The sequence below is a fragment of the Calothrix sp. NIES-3974 genome, from assembly GCF_002368395.1.
Lineage (GTDB): Bacteria > Cyanobacteriota > Cyanobacteriia > Cyanobacteriales > Nostocaceae > NIES-3974.
On sequence record NZ_AP018254.1, the window covers coordinates 2553971 to 2579622 of the forward strand.

Below are 25652 nucleotides of genomic sequence, written 5' to 3' on the forward strand. Positions count from 1 at the left end.
CCTTTAAATTCCATGACTTTTACCAATGACCCAATGACGACGGAAAAATCTGGCTAAAGCTGGTTCTTCTAATGATAAATAAATCGGCCTACCGTGGGGACAGGTATGGGGATTACGGGTTTTTTGCCAGTCATCCAAGAGGTTTTGCATTTGTGGTAAACTCAGGGGTGTACCATTGCGAATGGCGCTGCGACAGGCAACTGCCACCTGGGCTGCTTGTAAATCTCCACCTAAGCTTAATTCCAAAATAGCATCATTGCTGTCATCTCTTCCCTTTAGCATCGCGGGTATGCTTCTGACTGCCCATAGCTGTTCACCAAATGGTTCAATGTCTAACCCAATATGCTGTAGCTGTAATACCTGTTTCTCGCTGAGTTGATAGAGAATTATCGGTGGTTCCACAGGAACGATTTGCCAGTGGTCGCAGATTTGTTCGTATAAAACCCGTTCGTGGGCGATATGTTGTTCGATTAACCACATACCACCGGGATGTTCGGCGACGATGTACATGTGATTAATTTGGGCTACTGCTTTGAGGCGTTGTCGGTGGATGTCTCCAGATGCTGGTTCCGATGGTGTATGGGGAATGGAACGATGGCTGTGGTAGGGATTAGTGGCTTCTGCGGCCTTGAGGATTTTGCTGATGCGAGTAGTATGATTGGATGCGCAACTAGTATCCGTATGCAGGTTGAGAGCTTGGTTAATTGCGTAGGTAATTTGGGATTGCCAAAAACCGAGGTGTTTGAGATAAATTTCGCTTTTCGCAGGGTTGCGGTTCCAATCGATGTGGTGGGGGGGGACAAGTAAATGGATAATGCAGATGGGATAGCGATCGCGTGGTAAAGTTCGATGAAAGGCACTAAAAATAGTTTGTTCTAGCTCGGAGGATTTGATAAATCGGCGATTGATGGCAATCCGTACCCAGTCGGGACGATGACGATGACAACGGTCGGGTAAGCCAATCGCAAGGTGAATGGTGGCTTGTTCCTGGTGGTCGCTATCGGGTAGTTGCGCTACAGGGATGGTTAATTCCTGTAAATCCTGACTGCGTACCTGGGAAATAAATTGGGGTAACAGACTGCCGATAGTGGCTCCTGGAGCAATTTTCAGCCAAATACGGTCATTTTGCCAGACTTGCCAAGCAACTTGGGGATGGGAGAGGGCGATTTGTTGTATTGTGGTAGTTACCGCCTTCAGCTGTTGACAAAGACTAGGCATTCCCTGCCGTCGAGCCGGATAATTAGCAAAAAGATTACTCACCGTCACCACCGTTCCCGGTGCGATCGCGACTGTTTCTATTTTGAGTAATTGCCCGTCCCGTCCATATTTTGCTCCCCAACCACAGGATGGGTTTGCCCGTACAGGTGTGTCATTGTGATGGGGTACACTGCATCGACTGAGGATTTCTAAATCGGCTAAAGCAGCTAAACTATGTAAAGCTTCACCGCGAAACCCTAAACTTTGGATGTGTTGTAGATCGACGCAACTCTGAATTTTACTGGTACTGTGGGACTGGGTTGCCGCCAACAAATCCTCATAACTCATCCCCACACCATTGTCCGCAACCCGCACTCGCCATTCCTGGGGATACAAATGGACAACAATTCGCGTTGCACCCGCATCCAGGGAATTTTCTGCCAACTCGCGGACAACAGCCGCCAACGAGTCGATTACCTCCCCGGCTGCAATTAATCGGACGACTTCCCTGGGTAAAACTTGGATTCTACTAGCTGCCATATTTCCCAGTCTAGACGATAACGTTACCCAAGCTACTTTTTGGCGATGTTTCATGAAGAAACAAAACAAAAATTTATGTTTTGTAAAATCAAGCAATATTTAAATGGGAAATTCGCGAAAAATATTTATTGATTGTAAACAAATTCCGCATTTAAAAGGGAACTTTGGTAGATTGCTGATTAGCGTTACAAGGGATATATGCTTATGCAGAACCATTTGATTGATTACGAAGATGCCCACGCACTCAAATCTCGATTAGATTGGGGACAACCAAGTTTAACCATACTAGATGTACGCGATCGCTTTACTTTTAACCACGGCCATATCATGGGAGCAATCCCCATGCCTTTAGAAGATTTGACCACCCGTGCAAAAACTTGTCTACATCAAAATCGGGAAATAGTCGTTTACGGAGAAAATGACGCTCAAGCTGCACAGGCTGTTAGTTTACTCCGTGGTCAGGGATTTAACCATGTCTCTGAGTTAAAAGGTGGACTCAGCGCATGGAAAGCTATCGGTGGAGCTGTTGAAGGGATGTAATCCTGTTAATTATGAAGAAAAGTTAAGTTTTTGTCATCAAGAGTCGTCAAGCAAACCTATCGGTGGTTTTTGCAGACCGGAAATCTCTATAATCTTGACCAAAATCAGTATGGTTGTTGTGTACTTAATACATGGCAACCATTTGTAATTTTTCTGAGTTAAATTTGAGTATCAAGTAACAAAATACCAGTAGTGCAGATGAAAAGCTTGATATTCAGTGTGGCAACACTTTTAACTTTAAGTACAGTAAATTTACCAGCTAATGCTGAAAACCCTGAACACCTGCGTCAATTGCTATCCACAAAAAATTGCCCTAACTGCAATTTAAGTGGTGCGGGTCTGGTAATGGCGGATTTGTCAGGAGCGAATTTATCCGGAGCCAATTTAGCTGGAGCTAACTTGAGTCGTGCCAACTTGATGGGTGCGGATTTGCGGGGTGCAAATTTAACAGGTGCGAGTTTACATGGTGTTAATTTAACTGGGGCTAAACTCAGTGGAAGTACGCTATTAGGTGCGGACTTGCGCAACACCAATTTATACGGAGCCATTTTTGAAGATGTGGCCACCAATGGAGCAAACCTCGAAGGTGCAAGGGGTATTCCCCATCAAATCGTTAGCCCAGAGGAATTATATCGGTTAGGTGTAGCAGCAGCAGAACGGGGAAACCAACAGCAAGCGATTTATTATTTTGACCAAGCGATCGCCAACAAACCTGATTACGCTGGTGCGTATTTAGCCAGAGGTATTGCGAAGTATCAATTATTTGACCGTCAAGCAGCCTATGTCGATGCTCAAATTGCCATCAAAATGTTTAAATCCCAAAACAATCAAGAGGGTTTACAAACAACACAGGCTTTTATTACCGAACTGACCACTAATCCAGAAACAAAAGTCAGTGCAGGTAAACCGAGTTTTATGGATTTTGTCAGTGGTTTAACATCGTTATTGTTGCAATTTTTGCCATTTTAATCCCAATTGGCAACGGTAGGGAGGCAATATATCACATCCCTACCAAAATATAATATATCGCTATTATTTTGATTATTTTGTGGCTGCGGGAACCCTAGCTTTTATGATTGCTGGAATTATCTTTTCACAAGCCATCAAAGCTCCCGATAAATTGCGAGCAGTTGGTCCAATTTGCAAAGCAGCGAGTCCACCCATCATGTACAATTCGCAACCATGCCAACCCAGGGATGGATCTAACACCGGTAAACCATTGATTATGGGAATAGGGTAAGCAGCTAAAATATCTGTCAACAAAGGTTCCTGGGTGACATCAAATTTTGTTCCAGTAGATAGCCAAATCCGGTCAAATTCCAGGATACTCCCATCGCTACATACCACCTGCCATTTATTATCAACCCACCTTGCTTCAACCACTTGACAATTTTCGTGGAGTTGGAGATTTCCAGCACGTACCTGTCGTCGTAATTCCATTCCCATTGCGGGAGTCACCGAACCCCCATTCCGTGCTTGTTGAATTTGATTCCAACGTTGGTGATAATCCCCTGTCGCAAAAAAGTTCTGCAGATATTTTGGACCTAACCAACCAGGTTCTGCATCAAAGAGCTTTTCTTGGAGTTTTCTGCGTACCAGCAAATGCACCTTTGCACCTTGGGATACAGCACCTAAAGCTAAATGTCCACTGGTTAAACCACCACCGATAATCAAAATCTGTTCACCCCCCAACTGTAAGCGACGTAAATCCACATCATGGGAATGACACAGTTTGTCCTCTGGGTATGAAGACTGAATCTTCTGCACCCAATCAGGTATTTGTAAATTAGCGCTACCAGTTGCAAGGATAACTCGTCTAGCGATGATTTTTTGTCCATTAGCCAACCATAACCGCAAATCATTCCCTACAGGTTCAATTCGGGTGACAGCAACAGGGATAACTTCCTTCTCCACATCCCAACGGGAAATAATATCTGCGCAAAAATCCTGGAATAACTTCGTTCCCGGTAAATCGTAGGGTGGAAACAACTCACCCCCCCGGAATTCAGCAAATTTTCGCAACCCAAAACGATTCGGATCTGGATGATGTACCGCAGGCGATCGCAAGTGAGGTATTTTCAATCTGGCAAATTGCTCCTCCCAGCGACTCATCCACCGACCACTGGGGTCAAATACCAAAAATCTTCCCCGCATTTTCCCTCGTTTTTGCAGCAAATGGGTGACTAGGGTCAACCCGTGGGGACCAGCACCAATAATTGCTAAGTTGATTCGCTCTGGTAACTGGAATCGATTTTTCTCCATTGAGCCGAAATATAATTATAATCATTATCATTTTGATCATAACGTGACAGACCCAATGGTTGCTCTTTGCACCTAGATATGGTTAAGTCAAGACTAGGTAGCTACCATGATGGAGAACAGGTACGCACTTTCTGTTAGAGTGTATATGCATTAAGTATTATGTAAATTTTGACGAAATTACCTGTGCGAAAAACTGTTATTGCTGGGAACTGGAAGATGTTCAAAACCCAGGCAGAATCTGAAGATTTTTTAAAATCGTTTTTGCCTGCCGTCCAAGAAACACCAACTGAACGAGAGATAATTTTGTGCGTTCCCTTTACCGATTTGAATGTCTTGTCGCGTAATTTACACGGTAGCCGTGTGATGTTAGGAGCGCAAAATGTCCATTGGCAAGATGAAGGGGCTTTTACAGGGGAAATATCTCCACCGATGTTAACGGAGATAGGTGTACGTTATGTAGTGATTGGCCATAGTGAGCGTCGTCAGTATTTTGGGGAAACCGATGAAACAGTGAATTTACGCTTAAAATCAGCCCAAAAGCATGGTTTAACGCCGATTTTGTGTGTGGGGGAGACCAAACAGCAACGGGACAGGGGAGAAACGGAAAAATTAATTGCCATGCAAATCGAGCGGGATTTGGTTGGTGTAGATCAAGATAATTTAGTCATTGCCTATGAACCAATTTGGGCAATTGGCACAGGTGACACCTGTGAATCGAAGGAAGCAAATCGTGTAATTGGTCTGATTCGTACTCAATTGAAAAATCCAGATGTGCCGATTCAGTACGGTGGTTCTGTCAAACCCAACCTAATCGACGACATCATGGCTCAACCAGAAATTGATGGGGTATTGGTGGGGGGTGCAAGCCTAGAAGCAGAAAGCTTTGCCAGAATAGTTAATTATCACTGAAACCACAAAATTTCCCCCTAGATGCGATCGCATAATGTGCGTAGCTCCTTTGAGGAGCATCGCGTCTAGGAAGGTATTTAAATATAATTACGCAATTATTCGTGTAGCCAAGGAGTCATTTGTGGCTGCCAAGATACCAACTCTTCATCTTTGAACCACAGAGAAACTTCTTTTTGAGCAGTTTCCGGAGCATCGGAACCATGAATAATATTGCGGCCAATATTAATACCTAAATCACCGCGAATGGTTCCAGGTTCAGCATTCAGGGGGTTAGTAGCACCAATCATCTTCCGTGCTGCGGCAATTACCCCATCACCTTCCCAAACCATTGCCACTACGGGTCCAGAGGTAATAAATTCCACCAAACCAGGAAAAAAAGGACGTTCCCGGTGAACATCATAGTGGGCTTCAGCCAGTTCCCGACTCACATTTAGTAATTTTAACCCCACCAAAGTAAAACCTTTGGTCTCAAAGCGGCTAATAATTTCCCCTACGAGTCCACGCTGTACCCCATCGGGTTTAATTGCCAAAAAAGTGCGTTCCAAAGCAGTCTCCTTGAAAAAAGCAAAATAATTTCGATTTGATATTACCCTAACGGGTGCGCTGTAACCGGATTTCTCCCAAGTAAGTTATACAGAATATAAGTCTTGAGTGACGGATGAATTTTCCTTCTATTCCCTACACCCTGTAGGTTTGAGGAATTTGTGAGAAATACAAGTGTAAAGCGTGGTTACTAACTAGCCGTTCCGGGTCGATGGATTTTCAATTTGGGATTGGGGAATGATGCTAAATTCACTCCTTTCCTCCCGAAAACTAAAATCCAAAACCAGAATATCCTAGAAAGTATCTTTCGGTGTAGAAATATTTCCAGGTTTCTGATACCAATTTGTATTAAAATCGAAATTACCCTAGAAACTTAGTACCCCACCACAATTAATTTTGATGGGAAAGAAAAGGCAGGTAGTAGCGCTTTAGTGAGTAAAACCCTTATCTTGTAGGCTTTGGAAGGTATTTTAGTCGCTAAAAGTACAAACAAATAGGTATTTATATAGAAGCTCAAAAACCCTTGTAATTTTTTGAAGCCAAGCAAAAGTGGAATTGTTGGTTTCAAACTATTCCCTACTCCCCGTTCCCTAACCTCCCTACTTACCAGAGCGAAAGCTGGTATCAACCAATTGGGTCAATTCACCTTTTTCCACCTTAATTAGATTATCCCTAGCAGCAATCGTAATATACAGGGGAATCAGACAATCCACAGCAGCTAATACCATCGATGCGGATAGGGTTTTAGTTCCCCCAGTATAATCCGCCATAATTTCGTGATTGCCGTCCCGTTGTAAAGTGTCGATACAAGCTTTGATTTTGCAGTAGCACTCCGACAAATCATCGGGATTTTGGATCAGGATTAAATCGCGATCGCGCTGAAAATTTTCTCCCAAACCCACCTGTGTGGGAATATTGGGTAATCTTTCCACCACTTCCACACTCCGACGGATTTCGCAGGGTGTTCCTTCTCCAATTACTTGGGATTTGCTACCTTTATCCCCATCCGATGCAATGAAGACCACACGATGGGGTTGGAGACTACGGATTGAGGTGACAATTGGTTGGAAGGAACCACCGACGGTGACAAGAAGGATTTTGGTCATAGGATTTTGGATTTTAGATTTTGGAAAATGTGTATACCTGTATTTATCACAAGTGAACGGTAAGTTTTGAGTAACAGCTTTATTTTCTTTCTACTCCCTACTCCCACTCCCTATTTTCTGTGACTGTGAGGGATTTGTGAGAAATCCGGGTATAGTATACTTCGATTCGGTGAGAACAATAAATAATTAAGCCACTATTAAATGATTGAGTTGTTTTTCGCATTCTTGGAAAACAAAATTGACAACCGCAAAGAGTTTATCTAAATCATATATAGTATAAGGATTAATATTTATAGTAAAGTTACTCCCTTCTAGCTTTCCAAATTGCCATATATCACCATTAGAAGTAATACCAAATATAGTGATTGGGTAATCACTATTTAAGCGCTGTGCAGCAATCATTTCTGCGATACATTGTGCCCAACCAGCTTCAAAATTATCTTGCTTTGCTTCCACCAAAATGAAATATGGTTTATCAAACACAACTTTGCCTAGGGGAGAACGTTTGGCAATTATATATTCTGGAAATCCTGAAAGTTTTTCATCATAATTAAAAGATTGATGACTCCAGATTGTAAACTGGGTTTTATATTTCTTCCAGACTTCTTTTAAGACTGGATAAATTAAATTTTCACAAATTGCAAATTCTGAATTGGAAACAACTCCATCCTCCATGACTTCGTTTAAATCCGCTCGGAAATAATCGGGGATATTAAAGGGTGCTTCTCCAACAAAGTTTGACTGGTTATAGGTGACTTGGTATTCCTTGAGAACTTCACCGATGGTTTTAAAATTACTAAAAGCCATATTTATCCCTTCGTTTCAGTGATGCTTTTCTACAGACTCAGATTATTCTCATGGTATCGCATAGGAAGAGTAAGGTGCTGGCTTTTCTGTTTTGGTTAATGATTGAGGATTGGGGATTGAGGTGATGATTGCTTGAAAGGAACAACCGATGGTGATAGATATAGTTAATAGCATCGATTCAGTACTATTGAATTTCCTCAAAATAGACTTGCTTTAATTAATTTGTAGATAACAGTGATTCCGCAAACTTCGAGAGGAATGGGTATATACGTTCAAAGCTATCTTTTAGCTGTTTAGCTTGTTTTGGGTGAGGATTCATACCAACATGGGCAATATCATTTCTTAATTCTGTAATTTGCTGCCAGTGGTTGATTAAATCTTCCTTATTCGGTATCTCTTTGAGCTTTTCATCACAACGACTCGGTTTATTTATTTCTTGTTTTGCTTGGATTTTAACTCCGTTATTTAAGGCTTTTTCAACTTCAGAACGCCCATTTTTATTATCAAACATTTCTTCTTCAAAATTAAGGGCTAAAACAGAAACAATCCATTCGCGTGTTAAAGTTACAGCCTGTACAATTTGTTGTCTATCTCGATACCATTCAATCATCTTTAACTGTAACCGTAAGTTTTCGACTAACTGTGAATTCTCCCTAGGTTTTTCAAGTGCAAATTGCCCATATTCGTTAACTACTTGTTCTGTTAAAATACTAAATGGCTGCGCTTTTTTATTAATACTAGGTTCAGCTTTTTTTAATGCTTCTTCAAGCTTTGTTGCCTGCTCCATTGTCTCCGTTGGTCTGGTCAGACGTAATGCGGAAGAAATAGCTTCAATAGCTTTAGATGCAGAATCAAGATGATTTTTTAACTCTCGCGCATCAATATTATCACGCAACTCTATACTAGATGGTATACCTTTTCTAAGTAAATCAGCAAGTGCTTCCCCATTACCTGTTTTTACAAATTGATTAGTTGCTGTGAGCCAATCAATAATACCGATAAATTCGGATAAATCAATAACTGGTGCGGGTTTTCCTAATTCAAATGCACCATAATAAATAGCTTCGATTTGTACTTGTTTAGCTGACTTAAGATAAGCTGCGAATAAAAATACTAAAAATGGCAGCGATCGCAAACCATGAGTGATATCGAATATGACTGTTTCTCTATAATTTACTCGTTCTGTAATTGTATTAAAAATTTCCCACATTTCGGCTGTTGTTTCACCCTTAGGAATTGAAACTGGCTCAATGCGATTATCATTCAGTTTTAATAATTCAGGCCAGGTTTTCTCTTGAGCTTCTGGAGTATTACAAACAAGCATTCGATCATGCTCAACAAATTGACGTAAGGCTAAACTAAAAACTCCACCCTCATATTCTTTTCCTTGCCAAGTATAAAATGAGCCTGGCATCAATCCTCTATTGTTGAGAAAGGTAATAATAGTTCGCATAATAAAACTCCTATTGTCTCAGTTCTTGTTTTAGTTTTACAATTGTCTGTCCCATTCCTAACCGTGTCTTGATCCCAGTTCCCGCAAACTCAGCATATTGCACCAACAAATCAGCTACATTTGCCAACAAAGCATCTGCACGATTCAATATTTGTAGTGTCACCTCTCCGATAAATCCATTCACATAACCTTTATACATTTGAATCCTACGGGTTTGAATGCGATGCTGTTTGAGGATTAAAGCATGATTAAAATAACTGATTAATTCATCACCTCCTAAATAGACAGGAGCAAAATAATTCCACCGTTCTAGCCAACTACGAATCATTAAAGATGGTAAGGGTAAAGGTAGGGTGCTACCAGATTGTGCGAAAGCTGTGGGGGTGGTAAATTGCAAGTTAAATTGACGAATTGGTTCCGGTTCATTGGCGACTAATTTGGTATATAGTTCTTCATAGCTGGTATTTTTATCTTCACGATTAATTATATTTAATTTAGCACCGAGAAACTCCAGGGAATCATTAAGGTTTAATTCAAGAATAGCTTTACTCACATCTTCTTTTAATCCCGATAGAGATATTTGATAAAAATCTTCCGGTTGTAAAGTAATAAAATTTTGTTGTTTTAAAAAAGAGCCACATATTCCAGAAAATGATGTGGAGGGAATTTGTTCGCTACCGAATTCCAAACCAATACGTTCATGCAGGATTTTTACGAGTTCCAGGTTGCAGGAACGGGGTAATGTGGTTGGTTCGGATACGGTGACTGTCCAAGTTGAATTTATAAGCATGATTCTTTAAAAATTAATTATTTTATGCATCAATTTTCATATTTTTAAGATTAAAACCTAATTTTTCTAAAACTTCTTTGGGATAAAGGTATTTATCTTGTATAGAGTGAGATGCCCACCAATTAGCAAAGTATTTGTATATTGTTCGCTTTTTTATTTTTCGTATTTCGGATTTATCTTTTTTGCTTTTATCACAATACAATAAGCAACTACAGTAAGCTTCCAATAGAATATTAATTCCAATATGACCATGACAGATCCATCTAATGACATTAAAATCAACTTGTTCAGATTTTATTTTTTTATCCCATTTGTTATAAAGATTAATAACTTCTTCAAGTTTGTCAGAGGATATTTCTGTAGTTTTCCCAGTTCCGTTAACACCATGTAAGATATTAACTCCTGGAGAAAAATCATGAATGATATCAAAGCGATGATGAAGTCCAATAATTTCAATTATTTTGAGATAATTTGGCATACGATATTAATATTAGCTTACAGAAATTTTAGTATTGATATTACAATTTAGAACAATTATCTGATTCTATTATTCTGCATTTCACCCATCCCGGTACAAATTTGATTTCCCCATTCGGATTCATCACAGTTCGTCGAGATTTTGCAGCTTCAAAACCAGGTGCTTTTAATCCGCAGGTATCGCGAATATCTGCTCGCAATTGGTCATCAAATAATAAACCTATGGTTGTTCCAGTCATTCCGCTTCCCCAACCCAATCGCATGGAAAATGGTGATTTTTCAGGTTCATAAAATTGACGAATAGAACTAAAATCTAAGTTTTTCCCTGCTGCGCGGGGGTTATTTTTAATATCGTTCCAATAATCATGTTCATAATCCCATTGTTCTTGAGTAAATTCTTGACATATTTTTAATAATTCTTCTAAATTCGTAAATGGAATTTGCATACCTTGTTTATGTTTAAACCAGGAAAGCATTTCTGTATCGAGTGTCAGGGTAAATGTTGTTTGGACATTGCGTACCATTTCCACATAAAGGGATGCTTTATATTTTGCGAGATAATCAGGGTAGCGACTGGAAACTATTACCTCAGCTACGATTGGTACATTTACAGGAATAGATTTACCTGGTTTGGTGGTAATCTGTCTCTCTATCAAAGGTTGACAATCGCTAACGCTTAAAGCTCGGAGAAAATCTCTATTTTGATTACTTCCGTTGTATTTTTTATCTTGATATATAAGTTGGTAATCTGAGAATAAATTATTCATAAATAGGTCATCATCGGTGAATTTTTGTTTGTGTTTATTTTTCAGTTCACCCAAATGACTACGTAATTTTTTCTCGATTTCACTGACTCGACACTGTTCGGGGATGTGAAAGCGATCGCTATGTTTTAATAAATAATAAGCAATGGCTGTTCTAATTGCTCCTTTGATGGAAGAACCGGGTATATACAACTGTCCCATCCCGTTACGAATCATCGGACGTAAATCTGTGATTCTCTCTTCCGTATGTTTATGACTAGTAGCTTGTTTGGGAAAAATTAATTTTCCATTTTCATCTTTTGCATCCCACCATTGCTCACCAAAAGCGTCTTTAAGGAGGTTTTCTAGATTATCCCGATTATTGATTGCTTGGATATAGTCATTCAGATATCTACCACCTTGTTTATGCAGTGCTTTAGCAAGTGCTTCTTGATTAGGAAGGTAGACTTTTCTTGCTGTTTGTACGTATTCAAAGGGGTTTAGTTTCGATACTGCGGAACCAATATGTAAAATGGGACTGGTGAGTTGTATTTTTTGAGTTTCATAAACATCTGGTTTTTTTAGAGATGATTCGGGGGAAACAAGCATAATCTTTGTAATCCTGTTTATTTATCTTGAACTTGAATTGGTAAACTTAAACTAATACCACTGCGATAAATTCGATGTTTGTGAAATAATTCAGGTGTAACATCCACTAGCTTTCCCTGGGGTTGAATTGGAAATACCGAACCTTCGACAAACATTCGGACTTTTTTCCGTCGTAGTTGAGTTTCTGCTATCCAACCACCTCTTTCTTGAATTTCGTAACTAGCGGTTTTTAAAAAATCACTGGTTATGGTTGTATCCCAAAATAAACTCAAGAGGGTGTGCTGATTTCCGTCTGCAAAATTAACTATTTTTTGCCAAGCATCTGGTAAATCTAACCATGTGACTTGAAATTTTCCTGCACCACTAGAACGTTCTCCCCCTAATCCTTCTTCTCCTAATAAGTGCAAAGCTGCTTGCAATTTATCTTCTAGTTGATCACCGCTTTCGGATAATTCTAAGAGAAAATATAAACCTGCGGGATTTTTACTTTCTTCCCATTGAAACTGGACAAAACCCGTATGATAAAAGTTTGTTGCTCTCGTCACCCTATCTATGCCAACTTTGGGAATCTTATCAATTTTGAAAGCTTTGCCGTAATCAAATGCTCCAGCTTGAGATAATTCTCCCTTCGATTCTCCCAGCTTACTATAGGTACTTAACTCATTGCGATCGCTGGAATTAAATCCTGTTCCTTGATACCATCTTTGCCATATTTTCAATGGTAAGTAACTGAGCTTTTTATAGGCTTTAAAAAAATCTAAATCCTCTTCTGGATAATTGAGGGGAAATTTTAGGGGACGGGGAAGGTAATATATGGTTTCCTCCCCAATCTCTCTATAGATAAACGTGGAACTGATGCGAAAAGGTGGAGTTGATTCGGGATTTTCCGGAGAAGGGAACATCCCCAATAATTCCTCAATCACAGCTTTACCAAATAACCGTGCATAGATACTCACCCACGCACTAAATAAAGCATCCGAGCGAAGGCGATCGCTTGTTTCTTCCATTCCGATTCCCAGTTCACCAAAATGTGCGGGACTGCGACCAAAATTGAGTTTGATTAGTTTCCAAACACCCATATTAAGTTCCTGGTAGTAACCGATTGACATAATCACGTAAGCTGGAAAAGTTCGCTAAAAGTGTTTGGGTATCCCTAATAGTTTCCAATACTTGTAAGCTTGATGTTCCAGAAGTGCTACTGACAATTTGACGATATTGTTCTAAACTGCGATAGGAAATATCAAAGTTTTGAAATTTGACTTTCCCATAACCCCGTGAACCATGTCCCCCCAGTGCATCATCTTCTAAAATTGCCAGAGCGATGGCAATATTTTGTAAATCCTCAATCGCTTGATGTCTATCTTCTACGGTGTAAACTAACTCAAATTGGAATTTAGAACCTGCTGGAACTCGTTCTAATTGTCTAGGGTTTGCAGCTGCTGTGACTCTGTCAATACCATTTTCAAATTTCCATTCAGTCATGTATAAACCAGTATCAACCTGTTTAAGTTTTTCAGCCGATTCTGGGAGTAAATGACAATCACGAATAATTAAACGAGCAGGTGCATTTCGTCCACGATTAATTTGAATACAATTTTTATTTTCAATTGTATTGGTAGGATTTCTTTTATTCTCTTCGTATAATCCTTCTTGTCGTGCAGTTTCAATTGCCATCCACAAATTAGAGCCACCAGTAGACCCAAAAACACGACTAATTGGACAGGTTCTAGCACCTTCATAAGCAATAAATGTACCAGATGCTACCTCTGTAAAACCATCGGCTAAATCATCACTTTCATAACGCCAAGTTCCGCTTCCTCCCGTGCGATTCAAAGGTTTTTTTAACAGCCTTTCTAGAATAGAACGCAGTTTACCTTTAATCGAAGAACCTGGTAAATAAGGATATTTTGTTAATGGATCGCGAATTACTGGTTTATCTAATCCACCAATATCTAAATTTTCGCCACCACCACCAATATGTAACCCTGTTTCCGCAGAAAGTTGACTGGTGAGGGTTAATTTACCAAGCAGGGGTTTTTGTTCGTATGATACTGACATATTTATTTTCCACCTTCAGCTTTGTGATAAGCAATAATTGATTCGAGTAATTGCACTAACCTTTCAAAATCTTCTTTGCTGTGAACTTTATCAATCGCTGCTGACATCACTTCACCTAATGGTTTTGCAGCTCTTTGTCTTGCAGCAGCGTAGGCTAATTTAGGCTTTAATAAAACTACTTCCGTTTCAATTTTGGCAAAATCTCCCGTTTCCCCTAACTCAGCTTTCAAGCGATTCACTGCGTCCAAAAATTTACGAACTTGATTTGTTTCCAACCTTTCTTTTTTAAGATAAGGTCCAAATTCTTCTGCGTGTTTGACTAATTCACGAATTGGATAGGTTTTTAATCCATCCTTTAGGTTATTAATAGTTTTAACGATATTTTCCACAATACTCATATTTGATTATCTAGTATCTGGCAATTGAGAAGGTGATTTTGGTTGAATTAATTCTGACATAAATTCTAGCGATTTAATAATTCAATCCAAGTTGCGATCGCACGGAAATAAGGTGCATTATACGGACTTTTCAAGGATTTGCGAAAATCCCGGTCTTCCAGTACACCTTTTGGTAATCTCGCTAAGGTATAAGCGATTTTTGGTAAATGTAAATAGTAACGAGTTCCTAAAGCCTCCACAGATTTTTGATTGTCTTTAAATTTTTCTAGAGCTTTTTCTTGAATTTCGGCTGTAATCAATAAATTACGCACAAAATTTCGAGAACAATTTACATCAATATTTTGATTATTTAACCTTTCTACAAATGGTAACACTCCTAATAGTTCGGGCTTTTCTTCTGATTGTAAATATTTGCTAATTTCAGCATCGCCTATATTTATTTCCTTTCTTCCTAACCATTCATTCCATTTAAAAACTTGACCAAATAAACCTAAACTATCCCTACCATTATCCTTGGCTGCATCTTCAGCTTTTCCGGATGAGCGAGCAGATTGATAAAGGGGAAATTTCACCTCATCAATACTGATACCTCCTGATATAGTAACATCTGAATTATATCCAGTGTAAGCACGAAAACATTGATAAATATCAAAGGCAAAATCCACCACTTCGTTCCATGCACCAGATATAAATAAATCATCACCTCCTGCATAAATAAAAAGTATATTTCTCGAATTACCTGGGTTTTCCTGCTGAGTTAAACTTCGGATATTATCAGGAATATTCTCACTACGATTCATTGCCAAACTGTTAAGATAAACTTTGAAAAAGTAGCTCATCTGTCTGGATAAACCAGCTAATCTCGGTAAATTTTGCTTGTCTCCTAAACCCCTAGCAAAAATTTGTCCTAATCGATCCACATCCATCCGTAGATAAGCAACTCGCTTGATTCCAATCGCAAGTTCTGCCATTTCTCCTGCACGCATAAAGGTAGCGTTGCTTTCTGCTTCTGGCTTTTGTGTTTCTTTTCCGTAGTTACCTAGTAATAGAGGTACAGGTTGTTGATAATGGGAAAATTGATAATGTTCTATATTCCAATCATTTACCAATAAGGCTGTGTCATTTTCTGGAACAATTTGCTTCCATTTTTTGAATAAATGGTAATAAATAGTTTTCGCTTCCTGTTTTTCTGTCTGGGGAAGTTGAAACTTTAATGTATCTAGCTTCAAACTTTCACCCAGACTTTCATTTTGCGACCTGACTATAACTTCAACTCTTAATAACTTTCCCCCTAAGTCAAACATTCTGCGACAGGTATCACAAGCAAGAGGTGAATCAGACTCATTGTTATTTAAAGGTTTTAAATGTCCTGGTTCGACATCATCACGATGACATACTTTACAGGGTTCATGACTTTCATCTACCTTGATAAATTCACTAATATTTTCAGCAAACTTCTGGGATTTTTGTTTGGCTAGGTTTTTACTGGTTATTTCCGACCAATACTGGGAAAATTTTTGGGTGTTAATATCTTCAACAGAAAATGATAAATAATCAAGAGCTAAAAAAAGCTTACCTTGAAATTCCTGCAACAGCCATTGATTAAATTGCTGACGAACATCTTGAACTGAATCTGTAACTGATTCTCCCCCTGGAGCTAATATATATAAATTACCACCCCCAGCATAAATCACATTGGTACGGGGCAATTCTAAACTTTCTAAAATTTGCTGAACAACTTCCTCTATCACTAGCTCCAAATAAAAACTTCTTGCACGTAAAGACTTCAACGCACCGTCAGCAGAAATTGTATAAATAAACTTTTGAATACCCGATAAATCTCCAGCAATTAAAGTTAGATTTTCACTCTCTGGATTGCTTGCTAAAATAGCTGCGATCGCAGCTGTACTCCTAATTATATCTACAAACGCAATATCCAATTCTCCAAAGCTAATAAAAGAGCCATATTTCTCCAATATTAAACTCAACAAAGATAGATTATTCCAATCCTGATCATCTAATTTATCTAATACTTCTCTAATCTCCCTTTTGAGATGGTTAAAATCAGCGACAAAATCTGCTTTTTTAACTGGATAGGGAATTTTGGGATAGCTTTCCGCTTCACTATCAATCCAATCAGGTTTCCAATAATATCCCAAATTATCCTTTCCTGTCCCTGAATTGCTGGTATTTGCTTCCAAACTGATCAAATCAAATAAGCAGGACAATGTTCCTAGTCCATCTCCATCCTTCCAACCAAGTAATTTTTTAGATTGGACAACTGCTTTTCCTCTATTGTCCCGATTATCACTCACTAACCTAGTTAATTCACTTTTGAATGTGTATTCACTCCACCTCCCCAAAATTTGAATGGCTTCTTGTACAACTTGCAAAGCAGCTTGTTCTGCAACATTTAATTTACTCATTACAAATTAACCTCTCCCAATACTCTCCCTCTCACCCTCACTTGCTAATCCTTGAATCCAAATTCTTACTAGATTTAAGTTAAATATGATACTAATTTGGTCTTATGATTGAAAAATTCCGGTAAATCTTCCCAGATTACACGTAGACCTGTGAGTGATACAAATCACAGCCTACCATTTTTGCCAAAAACCACGTACTTGCAAGGTTTGTCGTCAAACATCGCAAAATCTCTATTCCCTCCATTTCAAACTGGAATTAACATTTGCCAGACTTGTAAACTAACTTTTGTGACTGTTGAAATCTCTAGATCATTATCCAACATGGTGGAATACGCGCATTCCACATCTTGATAGGGAATTATTTGTAAAAGTTATATACAGTTATTATCAAGCTAAATTCAGTTGTTTGAGAATAATAATTGTGATTAAAATGTAAATAAATATTAGTTTTATTAAGTAATATTGCTGGCATTGGCAGGTATATCACAATCCCGAATAGCAATCAAAATCCCTCTTCCGCAGGAAGAGGGACTGAAAAGCTAAAACCGGTAGCGGAGAGTATTAAAATTTGCCAACTACGCCATCAACACAGCGTTCACACACGGGTCGCCCTTGGATTCACTGATGCATGTGAAATAATTCTAACCTTAAATACACTTAGTGTTGACTCCACCAACGCATAGATAAACGGTATCTGACCTTTTAACCTCTCACGAATGAGTTAGATTACTGGATGCCTTTATATCGCTTGTTGTATTCAACGGTCATGTTCCAATAAAAATCAGGATTACTCCATCTTTGTCCTAAACTAATGCTAAAGGCATCTGTGACACCAGAGGTATCTGCTGGAGCAACACCCGTGTGTTCTAGATATTCATTAAAGGAGTTAATGATTACCATTCTTGGTTGTTGAGCTAAAACTCGTTCCCATCCCTTGATTGAGTAGAAATTCCCCTCCACACCATTGTCGTATCGATATCTAAACATATGAACTCGATTATTCCAACCAGGCATTACTACCATTACATCTTTGTTCGGCAGAGAACCCTGGGGATAACCCCAACCTAAATAGGAGCCATATTCACTTGGTAAAGGAACCTGTCTTTTGTTCTCTGTGTCGGGAACAGAACCTTGAGCCCACTGAAGATTAAAACGACTGGTTGCAGATTTATTAATTCTTGCTGTTGTCCATCGATCACGCTGTGTATAGGTTGAATAACTAACTAATAAGGGTTTTCCATCTAGGTGGTAGTAATTATCCGTTCCAAAATAGTCAATAAACTGATTCCAGATTGAATTAGCTTCCTGTTCTAAAGTTCGGGGATTACCAGTATACTGCATACCACCAACCGCGATCGCATATTTAACCGGAGTATTCTCTTTGTTGGAGTTCCAAATCCGAATTCTCTCTGCGACTACTTTTGCGCCCTCTGTAATATACCCTTCATCCGTATCCAGAGTATTAGTTAAATCGAATATTAGGAAATCAATACCTGCTTTTGTAATCATTCGCAGATGTTCATCGATCACTGCTGCTTCTTGGGTATCATAGGCTCGATATTCACCCAGGGTATAGGGACGATATTTAATATCCCATGCTTCCCAGGTATTCATAATATTGGGTTTTCCGTATTTATCTGGTGGTAAAGCTCGCCATTGTCCTTCGTGGGGGGAGAAGACTACAGGAGCGTAGGCGGAAGTATGACCGTAAATCTTACCTAAGCCTTGCCAACTGGAGCCTTTGTCGTTGTTGTACTTAGATGGTTGTCCATGTTCTACTTTCCAAAGATAGAAGTTTTCAAAGGCTTTTCCATTGGATCTGGCAACGTACCAAGAGCCACTATCTACACCTTTTTGACCAAAGTAAACAACTGCATCGGCTTTGCCATCACCATCTACATCACCTAGCATTTGTCTAGTGGAACCGATTCCATGTCCCCGAATCCAGCGAATGGAGGGATTAAATCCATTTCCATTAGAAAGAGATACATGCCATTCTCCAGTATTAGCAAAGTAAACAACAGCATCAGCTCTTCTATCTCCGTTCACGTCGGCTAGCATTTGAGCATTGGAACTGCTACCATATCCCCTACTCCATCTAGTGAATCGGTTAAATCCATTTCCATTGGAAAGAGAAACAAACCACTCTCCAGTCTGAGCAAAATAAACGACAGCATCAGCTCTTCCATCCCCGTTTACATCAGCCAATACTTGGTTATTGGAGCCAATACCATGTCCACCAGTCCATCTCGTAAAGCCATTGAATCCTTTTCCGTTGGAAAGAGATACGTACCACTCTCCAGTCCGAGCAAAATAAACAACTGCATCATCCTTTCCGTCACCATTCACATCAGCCAACATTTGCTTGCTAGAGCCGATACCATGTCCACCAATCCATCTTGTGAATCCGTTAAATCCATTCCCGTTGGAAAGAGATGCGTACCACTCTCCAGTTTGAGCAAAATAAACGATTGCATCATCCTTCCCGTCACTATCTACATCGCCTAGCATTTGAGAACTCGAACCTATTCCATGTCCAGTTATCCAATGGTAAGCACCTTTATTGGCATACCAAGTGCTGTACCAAATACCAGTTTGTTTTTGAATATTAGTACCTAATTGACTGGCATTTTGGTCAATTGGAGTCATATTTTCCATTTTGATTTGATTAAGATAAGGTGTGTAATGTTGGCTATGTGAATATATATGTATCGAGAAGAAAATAAGTACGAATACACCGAGATATACCAATTTTTGGAATATTTTTATGGGGATATAAATTTGTTTTTAGCAGGTCATGATTCTGATGCAATTGCTGATAAAAGGCTCAAAAATGATGATACTTAAGATGTACAAAAACTATTCATTCATTTAATTAAAAATGATGCTAATTAGTGTCACATTCGATAAACGGAAAATAGGGAATTATAGCAAAGATAGTAGTCGAGTCAGCCAATATATTCCTACTATCACCTAAACACAAACTTTTTTCCACAGCATATTTAAACACCCTCTCAAAGATAGAAATCTACTGGGTAGATATACTGTCATTTCCAGCCCGGATTTCAATACTGATGTTTATTACTACATAAAAAATTAGCAGTAATTACGGGCGCTAATATAGTTAAAATACTACAATCACACAAACTAAATCAGACATTCATGAAATAAACATAAGACTTATATCATTTCACCAAAATTTTGATACATATACTCCCCTTGCATCCCTAAAGGTATCAACTCCAAAGTAAAACGGTATTACCCCAGATTTCTCATAAATCCCTAAAACTTGTAGGGAGTAGTGGGAAAATCAAATCTTTTGGGCTATAATCTACTTACAAATTACCTGGTCTGTTAGTATAAAGCGCTAAAGTATAACTACGTGCCTTTTCTCACCCATCAAAATTAATGACATGGAGTACTAGTAGTCTGCGTCATTAGTTCTGATGGGTTGGTAGTTGTGGCTCTAGCCTCAAAAAAGCTTTATGACAAAGGCGCTATACCCGCAGGGTTGTCGTAGACTAGCGCTACTACGTGCCTTTTTTACCCATCAAAATTAATGACATGGAGTACTAGGCAGAATTACAAATTACGTAGCTTGCTTCCCGCGTAGCGGGTATTACGAATTACGAATTACTTGATAAGCATTTTTCACTGCTAACCAGTTACTTGCAATAGGCATTCTCCACCCCGTACCGAAGGCTCTATCGGTAATTTTTATCCCTGGGGGTGCTTGACGGCGTTTGAATTCTGCCCTAGCGACTAAACGAATCACCTTGTTGACGGTTTCTGGGTCATGTCCTGCGGCAATGATTTGACTGGCGGATTCGTGCTGATTAATCAATCGTTGCAGAATATCATCGAGAATATCATAGGGTGGTAGGGAATCCTGGTCAACTTGTCCGGGTTTGAGTTCGGCGCTGGGGGGTTTGGTCAGAATATTTACAGGGATAATTTCTTTGCCTTTTTGATTTAACCAATGGCAAAGGGAGTAGACACGGGTTTTGGGGACATCGGCAATTACGGCTAATCCACCATTCATATCTCCGTACAAGGTACAATATCCTACTGCCATCTCCGATTTATTACCGGTGGATAGTAGTAGATGACCAAATTTATTAGCGATCGCCATCAATAGGTTTCCACGGATGCGGGATTGAATATTTTCCTCGGCAATACCAAATTCTGTCCCCGCAAATAATGGAGCGAGGGTATGGTCAAAGCTTTGCATTAGTTCCCCGATGGGGAGGGTTTGGGTGGCAATATCCAGGTTCTTCGCTAACATTAGGGCATCACTGACGGAATGGGAGGAACTGTAGGGGGATGGCATTAACACCCCTAACACGTTATCTGCTCCTAAAGCTGAGGTGGCGATCGCTGCAACTAGGGCTGAGTCAATCCCTCCACTTAATCCCAGGATGGCTGTTTTAAAACCACATTTATACGCATAATCACGTACACCCAATACTAAGGCCTGCCAAATTTCCTCATCACTTGATGTGTAATTAGGTACTATTTCGCCGGGGATTAAATCGCCTGTTTCTGAGTTGAATTCTATACAAGTCAAATCTGTGGTGAATCCCGGTAGTCTACAAACCACTTCCCCGTTACGGTTTAAAGCAAAACTATTGCCATCAAAAATTAAATCATCATTTCCACCAACTTGATTGGTATAAATTATTGGTAAGTTAAATCGACTTGCACAGTGACCTAACATTGTTTCCCGCAACTGTTGTTTCCCTAGGGTGTAGGGTGAAGCGGACAGATTGACTACTAAATCCACACCAATTCTAGCCAAATCTGCAATGGGATTAGCTGCATAGGTGCGTTTTCCCCAGAATTCCTCATCATTCCACAAATCTTCACACACGGTCACACCGATGGTAATATCACCGAAGCTAAAATAACTTGGTTCGTGACCGGGTTCAAAATAACGTCGTTCATCGAATACATCGTAGGTGGGTAACAAACGCTTGTGGAAAGTATCAACGATTTTACCTTGATGTAGTAAGGCAATACTGTTAAATAGGGGTTTACCACCCTTAATATCCACATTCGGATTAGGTGCTACCGTCCCCACTAACACTGCTAAATTTGCCGGTAGTTTCTGAGCCAACTCCGTGAGGGTATGTCCCATCTCTGTAATAAATCCCGGATTGAGTAACAAATCACGGGGAGGATAACCACATATAGATAATTCTGGAGTGAGCAATAAGTCTACACCAGATTCAGCAGCTTGGTGGGCTACATTTAGGATATTTTCGGCATTATAGGGTAAGTCACCGATAATGGGGTTAAGTTGAGCGATCGCAATTTTCATATTTTTGATTTTGGATTTTAGATTTTGGATGGGGGTGAGAAGTCTGGTTTTGAGTATAGATATCCTGCATTTCTCACAAGGGAGTGATAAGTCTTGAGTAGTGGGTTCATTTTCCTGCTACTCCCTACTCACTGAAAGTTTGAGAAGTTTGTGAGAAATCTGGGATATGATTAATGGAATTTTGGATTTGAGATTACCAATCAACAGATTTTAGATTTTGGATTTTGCTTAATGGATGAATAATTTTCTGATTAATTTTTCCCAAATAATATCTTTTTTTCTAAACAGACGACCCGACGGTTCGTCTCTACTCCCTACTCCCTGTACAGACGACCCGACGGGTCGTCTCTACTCCCTACTCCCTACTCCCTGTACAGACGACCCGACGGGTCGTCTCTAGCTAAATCAAATAAACACCAACGGCTTATCCTTAAAAGGAGCAAAAGCCTCGGCATTAAACTTATATAAACTGGCGGGACGACCGGCTCCCCGTGAGACTTTTACCCCTGTATCAGATAAAAATCCCAACTTTAAAAGACGGGCGCGAAAATTAGAATAATCCGAAAAATTTTCACCTAAAACTGTTGTGTAAAGCTGATATAAATCATTTAATGTAAATAACTCAGGCAACACATCAAAGGCGACAGGACTATATTCTAATTTATTCCGTAAACGACGATGACCGTAACTTAATATTTGGTTATGGTCAAAGGCTAATTTCGGTACTTCCTTCACAGGATACCAGGAAAGACTATGCATTTCATCGGCAATTAATTCTGCATCTTCGTAACGAACCAGTGCAAAGTAACTCACAGAAAGATAACGAACACCATAACTATTTTCCGACTCACGTGGGTCGCGATGGGGACCACCAAAGGTATACAGTTGCTCTAAATAAAGATTTTTCACACGAATTTTCTCAGCCATAATTCGATAGGCTGCATCCTCTAGGGATTCTCCTTGACGTACCAAGGTTCCCGGTAAACTCCAATCGTTACGGAATGGTTCTTGTTGACGTTTTCCCAGTAGCACTAAAAGGCGATTTTCAGCCGTATCAACCGAAAATATGACATTATCAACACCGACTTTGAAGTCCGCTAAAGGTTGGTCGTTTGTTCCTGGGGGTTGTAATCCTGGCATTTGTACAAATGCTGTTGGTGAATATAATTAATAACTGAAGGTGTCAATGCATGTATATTGCCATGTTCTCGGAATCTGGTGGAAGAAACATCCTTACCAGTGTAATTGGCGATCGCAATTTGCGCACCGAGGGTTTCTAATTTTTGCAAATTTTCCCTCCCTATCCCATAACCTGGTCGGGGAATGACAAAAAGCTTAACTTGTCGTAATAAATCTTCAATCCGATACCAGCGCGGTAGTTGGGAAAGCAAATCTGAACCAACAACGAGGTGATACTCCACCTTATCTGTACCCCAATATTGTTTTGCTAATTCTAGGGTTTCTAGGGTGCGACGACGACTTAAATCTTGTCGTAATTCGATATTACCCTTGGGTATGTCAATATCCTGAATTAGCAAATCTAACATTGCCACACGATGGTGTAAAGGAGTTTGTTCTCCCTTAAAGGGATTTTCCGCAGTCCAAACAATCACTAAATCAAACTGTTCCGACAGGAATTGGAGAATATCCCCGTGTCCAGCTGTTGGGGGGTCTGCACTTGTTCCGAATAAGGCGATTTTCATGATTTGAGCGGGAGATAGAATACAGGATACAGGAGTTGGGTTTTTGTTTGGGGTTTTCCTGTATTATCCCTTGATTTGGGTGATAAACCCTATATGAATGGATGTGGGTCAAATTTGAATTGATTGATAATTTTACATTTTGTAGAGACGTAGCATCGCTACGTCTTTACGATGATTGTGGTTTTAATACACAATGTAAACAAATAAAATTCATACCCAAATTTTTAGACGCGATATATCGCGTCTCTACCGTTTACCTGTTTTTTGTTTTTTCCGTCAATTCTGCTAATCCCGTTGATATCTGAACTGGGTTTTCCATCGGCTGACTAATATCACGTATTGCTGCTGGTAAACTCGCTACGGATGATTTTGTGCGATCGCGAATTTGTTGTAAACTCTCTTTGGGTTGAGTTCTCACTCCATCTTGCATATACAACTGCAATAATGGTTGCACATCCCCTCCTGAACTAGCGAAACTTTCTGACATTAAACCCAAAGTATCACCCACTACTTTACCTTCCCCTATCCATCGCCATATCTGTTTCCGTCCGGGATAGGTGCGCTTACCGCTAGATTCCTTCATCACCGGAATCCCATCAATCTCCACCAATTTATATACCCCATTCACCGGTGTACCTGTAACCAACCTAGTCCCAATTCCATAACCATTAATTTCCGCTCCTGCATCCCTCAAACGCTGAATCTCCCACTCATCCAAATCTCCACTAGCAAAAATCGGTGTCCGGGGAAGATGCGATCGCACCTGTTTCGACACTGCTACCAAATCCCCCGAATCAATCCTCACCCCAGCTAATTCCATCTCCCCTGCATTCACCTTCGCTGCTAACCCTTCCGCCGCTTCCACACTATCATAGGTATCAATTAATAAAGGCGCACCGGGAAAATACCGATGAAACGCGGCAAAAGCCTCCCCCTCACTTCCCTCCAAAGCCGTCAATGCCATCACTAAAGCATGGGCCATTGTCCCACTCGGTCTTTGTCCCAATTGTAACGCCGCCAACACATTCGATGTCCCATCCAATCCCCCCGCCAAAGCTGCCCGTGCTGCCCACAGCGCCCCCTGGGGACTAAATGCCCGCCGTGTACCGAATTCCAGCAAGGTCGCCCTATCCCCCGCCACGTCTCGTATCCGTGCTGCCCTAGTCGCAATTAATGTTTGATAATTCAGTACATTCAACAGGTATGTTTCCACTATCTGCGCCTGCCACAACGGCGCTTCCACCCGTAACAAGGGTTCATTGGCAAATACCACCGTCCCCTCCGGTACTGCCCACACATCGCCACTGAATTTTGCTGATGCTAGTAAGTCCCAAAAAATACTGGGTGCGCTAGTAAAAATACCAGTTTCTTGTAAGCCTTGTATCTGGGCTGGAGTGAACCGAAACGTCTCTAAATACTCCAAAGCCTGGGCTAAACCCATCGCCACTAAATAACCAAACCCCGACGGTAAACGTCGCACAAATAACTCAAAACTCGCCCGTCGTGTCTCAGTTTTCTCCCCCACATAACAAGCAGCCATCGTCAATTGATACAAATCTGTAATTAAGCTGCTGTCAACTGCTGACACCGATAACCCAATATCTCGAACCCTTTGTTTCAAATGATTTACGTCCGCAAAAGTCACCATAACCATCCCCTCAATCAATTATTTTCTATTTATGGTAATTTTTACCATAAATATATGGTAGTTTTCACCATAAATATCGTCAAGGGGATTTTGGATTAAAATTTGGGTTTTTGTCGTCAAAGC

The 25652-nt window shown here is 40.0% G+C and carries 22 protein-coding genes; 4 read left to right on the forward strand and 18 right to left on the reverse strand.

Annotated elements, in window-relative coordinates:
- Positions 1-3 precede the first annotated feature (3 nt).
- Positions 4-1737: a DNA mismatch repair endonuclease MutL gene (mutL, locus tag CDC37_RS10120; protein WP_096621697.1), complete on the reverse strand. Its 1734-nt coding sequence runs from the start codon at positions 1735-1737 to the stop codon at positions 4-6.
- Between the two features lie 204 nt (positions 1738-1941).
- On the opposite strand from mutL, the gene CDC37_RS10125 reads away from it, so the two are divergent.
- The gene (locus CDC37_RS10125; RefSeq protein ID WP_096621699.1) at positions 1942-2277 is read left to right on the forward strand and encodes a rhodanese-like domain-containing protein; all 336 of its coding nucleotides are present in this window, start codon (positions 1942-1944) and stop codon (positions 2275-2277) included.
- A 198-nt stretch (positions 2278-2475) separates the two neighbouring features.
- Entirely contained in the window at positions 2476-3246 is a 771-nt protein-coding gene (locus CDC37_RS10130; protein WP_096621700.1) for a pentapeptide repeat-containing protein, read from the forward strand.
- A gap of 72 nt (positions 3247-3318) precedes the next feature.
- On the opposite strand, the gene CDC37_RS10135 is transcribed toward CDC37_RS10130, so the two are convergent.
- On the reverse strand, positions 3319-4539 hold the full coding sequence (locus CDC37_RS10135) for an FAD/NAD(P)-binding protein (protein ID WP_096621702.1): 1221 nt from the start codon (positions 4537-4539) through the stop codon (positions 3319-3321).
- 183 nt (positions 4540-4722) lie between these two features.
- Between CDC37_RS10135 and tpiA the strand changes: the two genes are divergently transcribed.
- Complete coding sequence (gene tpiA, locus CDC37_RS10140) at positions 4723-5448, forward strand: triose-phosphate isomerase (RefSeq protein WP_096621703.1); 726 nt, start codon at positions 4723-4725, stop codon at positions 5446-5448.
- A 95-nt stretch (positions 5449-5543) separates the two neighbouring features.
- Here the strand turns inward: tpiA and ndk are convergent, their stop codons facing one another.
- From ndk to cas10, 11 genes are all read right to left on the reverse strand, one after another.
- Positions 5544-5993: a nucleoside-diphosphate kinase gene (gene ndk / locus CDC37_RS10145; RefSeq protein WP_096621705.1), complete on the reverse strand. Its 450-nt coding sequence runs from the start codon at positions 5991-5993 to the stop codon at positions 5544-5546.
- A gap of 597 nt (positions 5994-6590) precedes the next feature.
- Complete coding sequence (locus CDC37_RS10150; protein ID WP_096621706.1) at positions 6591-7097, reverse strand: hypothetical protein; 507 nt, start codon at positions 7095-7097, stop codon at positions 6591-6593.
- A 186-nt stretch (positions 7098-7283) separates the two neighbouring features.
- A complete protein-coding gene (locus tag CDC37_RS10155) occupies positions 7284-7904 on the reverse strand; it encodes a hypothetical protein (protein ID WP_096621708.1) in 621 nt (206 codons plus the stop codon).
- Between the two features lie 217 nt (positions 7905-8121).
- On the reverse strand, positions 8122-9357 hold the full coding sequence (csx2, locus tag CDC37_RS10160; RefSeq protein WP_096621709.1) for a TIGR02221 family CRISPR-associated protein: 1236 nt from the start codon (positions 9355-9357) through the stop codon (positions 8122-8124).
- A 10-nt stretch (positions 9358-9367) separates the two neighbouring features.
- Positions 9368-10147, reverse strand: a complete 780-nt coding sequence (cas6, locus tag CDC37_RS10165; RefSeq protein WP_096621710.1) for a CRISPR system precrRNA processing endoribonuclease RAMP protein Cas6 — start codon at positions 10145-10147, stop codon at positions 9368-9370.
- A 22-nt stretch (positions 10148-10169) separates the two neighbouring features.
- Complete coding sequence (locus tag CDC37_RS10170; RefSeq protein WP_096621711.1) at positions 10170-10625, reverse strand: hypothetical protein; 456 nt, start codon at positions 10623-10625, stop codon at positions 10170-10172.
- A gap of 40 nt (positions 10626-10665) precedes the next feature.
- Positions 10666-11976: a type III-A CRISPR-associated RAMP protein Csm5 gene (gene csm5 / locus CDC37_RS10175; protein WP_096621712.1), complete on the reverse strand. Its 1311-nt coding sequence runs from the start codon at positions 11974-11976 to the stop codon at positions 10666-10668.
- Positions 11977-11993: 17 nt separating this feature from the next.
- Complete coding sequence (csm4, locus tag CDC37_RS10180; RefSeq protein WP_096621713.1) at positions 11994-13055, reverse strand: type III-A CRISPR-associated RAMP protein Csm4; 1062 nt, start codon at positions 13053-13055, stop codon at positions 11994-11996.
- Between the two features lies 1 nt (position 13056).
- The gene (csm3, locus tag CDC37_RS10185) at positions 13057-14034 is read right to left on the reverse strand and encodes a type III-A CRISPR-associated RAMP protein Csm3 (protein WP_096621714.1); all 978 of its coding nucleotides are present in this window, start codon (positions 14032-14034) and stop codon (positions 13057-13059) included.
- Between the two features lie 2 nt (positions 14035-14036).
- The gene (gene csm2 / locus CDC37_RS10190; protein WP_096621715.1) at positions 14037-14432 is read right to left on the reverse strand and encodes a type III-A CRISPR-associated protein Csm2; all 396 of its coding nucleotides are present in this window, start codon (positions 14430-14432) and stop codon (positions 14037-14039) included.
- Positions 14433-14497: 65 nt separating this feature from the next.
- Positions 14498-16858 (reverse strand): type III-A CRISPR-associated protein Cas10/Csm1, encoded by a 2361-nt coding sequence (cas10, locus tag CDC37_RS10195; RefSeq protein ID WP_096621717.1) that lies wholly within the window; start codon positions 16856-16858, stop codon positions 14498-14500.
- A gap of 150 nt (positions 16859-17008) precedes the next feature.
- Between cas10 and CDC37_RS25755 the strand changes: the two genes are divergently transcribed.
- Positions 17009-17209, forward strand: coding sequence for a hypothetical protein (locus tag CDC37_RS25755; protein ID WP_157780707.1), 201 nt, complete (start codon positions 17009-17011; stop codon positions 17207-17209).
- A 375-nt stretch (positions 17210-17584) separates the two neighbouring features.
- On the opposite strand, the gene CDC37_RS10200 is transcribed toward CDC37_RS25755, so the two are convergent.
- The 5 genes from CDC37_RS10200 to CDC37_RS10220 form a co-directional block, all read right to left on the reverse strand.
- Entirely contained in the window at positions 17585-19516 is a 1932-nt protein-coding gene (locus tag CDC37_RS10200; RefSeq protein WP_096621718.1) for an FG-GAP-like repeat-containing protein, read from the reverse strand.
- Between the two features lie 961 nt (positions 19517-20477).
- Entirely contained in the window at positions 20478-22178 is a 1701-nt protein-coding gene (locus CDC37_RS10205; RefSeq protein ID WP_096621720.1) for an NAD+ synthase, read from the reverse strand.
- A 405-nt stretch (positions 22179-22583) separates the two neighbouring features.
- Entirely contained in the window at positions 22584-23318 is a 735-nt protein-coding gene (locus tag CDC37_RS10210) for an NUDIX hydrolase (RefSeq protein ID WP_096621721.1), read from the reverse strand.
- Positions 23276-23881, reverse strand: coding sequence for a nicotinate-nucleotide adenylyltransferase (locus CDC37_RS10215; protein WP_096621722.1), 606 nt, complete (start codon positions 23879-23881; stop codon positions 23276-23278). Before CDC37_RS10215 ends, CDC37_RS10210 begins: the two co-directional genes overlap by 43 nt.
- Positions 23882-24134: 253 nt before the next feature.
- On the reverse strand, positions 24135-25529 hold the full coding sequence (locus tag CDC37_RS10220) for a nicotinate phosphoribosyltransferase (protein ID WP_096626073.1): 1395 nt from the start codon (positions 25527-25529) through the stop codon (positions 24135-24137).
- Between the last annotated feature and the right edge of the window lie 123 nt (positions 25530-25652).

Bases quoted from the DNA above. Each gene is read 5' to 3' on its own strand.
- cas6 (WP_096621710.1), bottom strand. From the start codon at position 10,147: ATGCTTATAAATTCAACTTGGACAGTCACCGTATCCGAACCAACCACA.
- CDC37_RS10215 (WP_096621722.1), bottom strand. From the start codon at position 23,881: ATGAAAATCGCCTTATTCGGAACAAGTGCAGACCCCCCAACAGCTGGA.
- CDC37_RS10220 (WP_096626073.1), bottom strand. From the start codon at position 25,529: ATGGTGACTTTTGCGGACGTAAATCATTTGAAACAAAGGGTTCGAGAT.
- CDC37_RS10210 (WP_096621721.1), bottom strand. From the start codon at position 23,318: ATGCCAGGATTACAACCCCCAGGAACAAACGACCAACCTTTAGCGGAC.
- csm3 (WP_096621714.1), bottom strand. From the start codon at position 14,034: ATGTCAGTATCATACGAACAAAAACCCCTGCTTGGTAAATTAACCCTC.
- CDC37_RS10125 (WP_096621699.1), top strand. From the start codon at position 1,942: ATGCAGAACCATTTGATTGATTACGAAGATGCCCACGCACTCAAATCT.
- CDC37_RS10205 (WP_096621720.1), bottom strand. From the start codon at position 22,178: ATGAAAATTGCGATCGCTCAACTTAACCCCATTATCGGTGACTTACCC.
- CDC37_RS10200 (WP_096621718.1), bottom strand. From the start codon at position 19,516: ATGGAAAATATGACTCCAATTGACCAAAATGCCAGTCAATTAGGTACT.
- CDC37_RS10155 (WP_096621708.1), bottom strand. From the start codon at position 7,904: ATGGCTTTTAGTAATTTTAAAACCATCGGTGAAGTTCTCAAGGAATAC.
- csm5 (WP_096621712.1), bottom strand. From the start codon at position 11,976: ATGCTTGTTTCCCCCGAATCATCTCTAAAAAAACCAGATGTTTATGAA.
- csm2 (WP_096621715.1), bottom strand. From the start codon at position 14,432: ATGAGTATTGTGGAAAATATCGTTAAAACTATTAATAACCTAAAGGAT.
- CDC37_RS10135 (WP_096621702.1), bottom strand. From the start codon at position 4,539: ATGGAGAAAAATCGATTCCAGTTACCAGAGCGAATCAACTTAGCAATT.
- csx2 (WP_096621709.1), bottom strand. From the start codon at position 9,357: ATGCGAACTATTATTACCTTTCTCAACAATAGAGGATTGATGCCAGGC.
- CDC37_RS10150 (WP_096621706.1), bottom strand. From the start codon at position 7,097: ATGACCAAAATCCTTCTTGTCACCGTCGGTGGTTCCTTCCAACCAATT.
- cas10 (WP_096621717.1), bottom strand. From the start codon at position 16,858: ATGAGTAAATTAAATGTTGCAGAACAAGCTGCTTTGCAAGTTGTACAA.
- mutL (WP_096621697.1), bottom strand. From the start codon at position 1,737: ATGGCAGCTAGTAGAATCCAAGTTTTACCCAGGGAAGTCGTCCGATTA.
- CDC37_RS10170 (WP_096621711.1), bottom strand. From the start codon at position 10,625: ATGCCAAATTATCTCAAAATAATTGAAATTATTGGACTTCATCATCGC.
- csm4 (WP_096621713.1), bottom strand. From the start codon at position 13,055: ATGGGTGTTTGGAAACTAATCAAACTCAATTTTGGTCGCAGTCCCGCA.
- CDC37_RS10130 (WP_096621700.1), top strand. From the start codon at position 2,476: ATGAAAAGCTTGATATTCAGTGTGGCAACACTTTTAACTTTAAGTACA.